The organism is Aquimarina muelleri DSM 19832, from assembly GCF_000430665.1.
Classification (GTDB): Bacteria; Bacteroidota; Bacteroidia; order Flavobacteriales; family Flavobacteriaceae; genus Aquimarina; species Aquimarina muelleri.
In genome coordinates, this window is sequence record NZ_AUML01000083.1 from 1 (window position 1) to 3227 (window position 3227).

The following is a 3227-nucleotide window of genomic DNA, read 5'->3' on the forward strand; positions in this document are numbered from 1 at the left end:
TTAATTGTAGTATTTCGTTGCCGTAAAATAGTTGGTCTGTAGTATCGGTTTGTAACTTCATTATATTTTACCTTTAAACATATATTTAATATCATCACAAATATATATTTAAAAATATATTAATTACAAATAAAAATAACTCTTATTGTATAAAAACTATCTTTTTATTAGTTTTGAACTATATTTAAACCATATGAGTAGTACTAATGCTATCATAGCAGAGAACATAAAACGATTAAGGAAACTTAAAAACCTTTCTCAAAAACAAGTATCCTTAGAGATGGGTATACCGCAAGGGCAATACTCTCTTGTAGAAAATGGTAAAGTGATGCCTACTATTCCCTCTCTTGAAAAAATAGCAACGGTATTTGAAGTATCCTTGGTAGAGTTCTTTAAAACCAATAGCGAAGAAGAAAACGTTAACTTACCACTCCTTGAAAAAATAAAAATTATCGATTCTCTGGATGAAGATGAAAAACAAGCTTTATTAAAACTTATTGATATGGCTATCTCTAAGAAAAAGCTAAAAGATAACCTGAGTAACCTTATTTCTTAAAACAATAAAAGCTACCTCTTACAGTAGCTTTTATATTTATTTTATTTATTTATTTATTACTCTTACAACTGTAACGGTACCCGACAGAGTCGAGCACTAGCGATCAATCATTCGGGCGCCAGCAGGGGTTTAAGGACTTCTTTAATAAAAATGTTGCTTCGCTTTAAAGCATAAAAAAAGCTACTTTTTACAGTAGCTTTTTTTTATTGATAACCGTCCATAACTGATATCCTAAAAGGTGTGCCATCTTGTAAATCAAAAACTATAAAAGGCCCTGGTTTTAATTTAATTGTAAAATTCTCCTTATCGCCACTGCTATCTGCCTCCCAAGATAATTTCAGATAATTTAAAAACCTTAGAAATTTATGGATTTTAGTTTTAGAGCTTATTGTAAAAGATTCATAAAAAATCTCTCCATATTGCTCATTCTCTAAACCCTTAAACTTATATTTATTTTCCAGATAATTAAATTCAATCGACATTTCACATATACTGCGACTTACATTATAACCATATCTAAATTCCTTATAATGTAAATAGCCATTATTATCATCCCCAACTATTTCATCTGGTTCACCAAGTTTATTATACACATCTTCAACACTCATTCCCATATGAATGTTGTTTAATTTTTTTCCTTGTTTTAAAAATTCAATCATTAGATTAATTCATCTTTTCAACTATCTTAATAAGTCTTTGAACTTCAGCTCCCTTATCTCCAGCTCTTTTTATTACATCGTCTGTTTTACCTGCAGTACTTCTTAAAGCTTCTTGTGTTTCTTTTAATTTAACCAATAAGGATTTTCTAAAGTCCTTATCCCCTAATGCTTTATTGAATATTTTTACTGCTGCACTAACTGCTTCGTCACTACCATTTATATATGCAAGAGCTATTTTTCCGCTAGCAGGTTTTAGAGACAACTCTAAACCTCTCAACTTCTTAAAATGAATATGGAAACCTTTATTCAAAACATCTCCACTAATTCCAGACACATCAGACACATTGAACTTAATTTCCCCAAGCCAGTTTTTGAGCTTCTTACCTGTTTCTGTAGCCACATCAACAACTTGCCTAAAAATATAAGTTTTAGATTTCTGACCTAAGTAAACAAGCCCTTGAAGTCCTTTTTTGGCAGATCCTCCTCCAACTGGAGCATCCATAACTTTATTACCTAAAATATTTGAGTCTAAAAACTGACTTTCAGAAAGTGCATAATCATCATTATCAGCACTTGTCATTAAAAAGACTCCTTCTTTAGATTTCCTGAAAACATAGTATACAGTTTCGTGTTTTCCTGCTGTAGCACTAAAATATGTTCTATGAAAAACGTAAGTATCATTAGCTAATTCAAGAATATTACCTTCATCAACTCCTAGATTAGCTGCAAGATTTTGCATTCTAGTATGATGAAAATCACCTATAAACATATCCCAGCCAGTACCTACAAAACCTCTGGGTTCTGCTTTTTCTAAACCTTCTAGCTCTATAAATCTGATAACTCTATTCTCACTAAAGGCATAAGGACTATTCCAAGGATATACAGTTTCCATTGGGTCTCTAGCAAAAAATCTCCCAACCCTAGGGTCGTGCATACGATACTTGTAATTCAGCGAGTTACCCTCTCCTTTGATTTCGTTATCCATCTCTTGTCCTTGGAAGCCGTAACGATAGTCTCCGCTGTTTCCATGCCTGTTGGGTAGTAACATACCGCCGGAAAACTAGTCTTACAACCATTTTTTGTCCGCATACCCCGTTTTGATTAGGTACTTATCCTGCAAAAAATATTTTTAAGAACGTATGTCTTTCGACCTTGTAAATATAGTAAAATTACGTCTTTGATTGCCAACGCACCACCAAACCTATGATACATAATCCTTGTTATACCCGCACTTCCTAATGTCAGGGGCTATAACAGGGTTTATGTACAATAGGCGCACACAAACTGCTATACTTGAAGATTTTGACTTCTAACAGACTATTTTTACCGAACATATTATAATATTATACGCATATAATCGTGTCGTAGACCTGATTCTAAGCGTTGTGGGGTCATTCAATCGCCATTAAGGCTAGTATTTTAATAAAAAGTGGAAGTTCCACAGCCATCAACCAACGCATTCCACTTTTTCTTAAAATATATTTCCGTAAGAGTAAGAACGATTGATCTTGAAACTGAAGTGCGCAACTGCTGTTGCGGCTGACCTTCAGCTTTAAGATTAATCATAGCCATCTGGCGATTGAAGATACTGCGTGTACGCTGGAACAAAGGCGCAGCCGAAGCGTAGAGGAGCTGCCGACGTAGACCGAGAACGATAGTGAAGGGATACGCCACAGGATTTTTATTTTATCCATTGAAAAATAATAAACCATTCAAAATATAAATCCTGTAGGCAGCGACCAAGCGGCGGAGCCAATGAAGTGTGTAAGGATTTTTTGTGGCGCGTGTTTTTATTTTAAAACCGTGACACAAAAAAGACTGGGAACACGACGAGGGGATGCAAGGCAGCTGGGGCAAAAGATTTTTATGGAGCTTTTCGCGGAATAATAAATTTTTGCCTTAGGAAGGGCAGCACCGGTATGCATCCGAGCAACTACAGTATAGAATTTTCTTGATATCCAGGTAGTAATTCTTCTAATTTTTGTATGCTATGATCTGGTATTTTTTCTAAG

The 3227-nt window shown here is 34.4% G+C and carries 3 protein-coding genes; 1 reads left to right on the forward strand and 2 read right to left on the reverse strand.

Features of this window, described 5'->3' with window-relative positions:
• Positions 1-193: 193 nt before the first annotated feature.
• A complete protein-coding gene (locus tag H527_RS0118510; RefSeq protein WP_027414034.1) occupies positions 194-556 on the forward strand; it encodes a helix-turn-helix domain-containing protein in 363 nt (120 codons plus the stop codon).
• A gap of 203 nt (positions 557-759) precedes the next feature.
• Here H527_RS0118510 and H527_RS0118515 read toward each other — a convergent pair whose 3' ends face one another.
• Both H527_RS0118515 and H527_RS0118520 read right to left on the reverse strand, forming a co-directional pair.
• On the reverse strand, positions 760-1215 hold the full coding sequence (locus H527_RS0118515) for a hypothetical protein (protein ID WP_027414035.1): 456 nt from the start codon (positions 1213-1215) through the stop codon (positions 760-762).
• A gap of 4 nt (positions 1216-1219) precedes the next feature.
• Positions 1220-2263, reverse strand: coding sequence for an RHS repeat-associated core domain-containing protein (locus H527_RS0118520; protein WP_027414036.1), 1044 nt, complete (start codon positions 2261-2263; stop codon positions 1220-1222).
• Between the last annotated feature and the right edge of the window lie 964 nt (positions 2264-3227).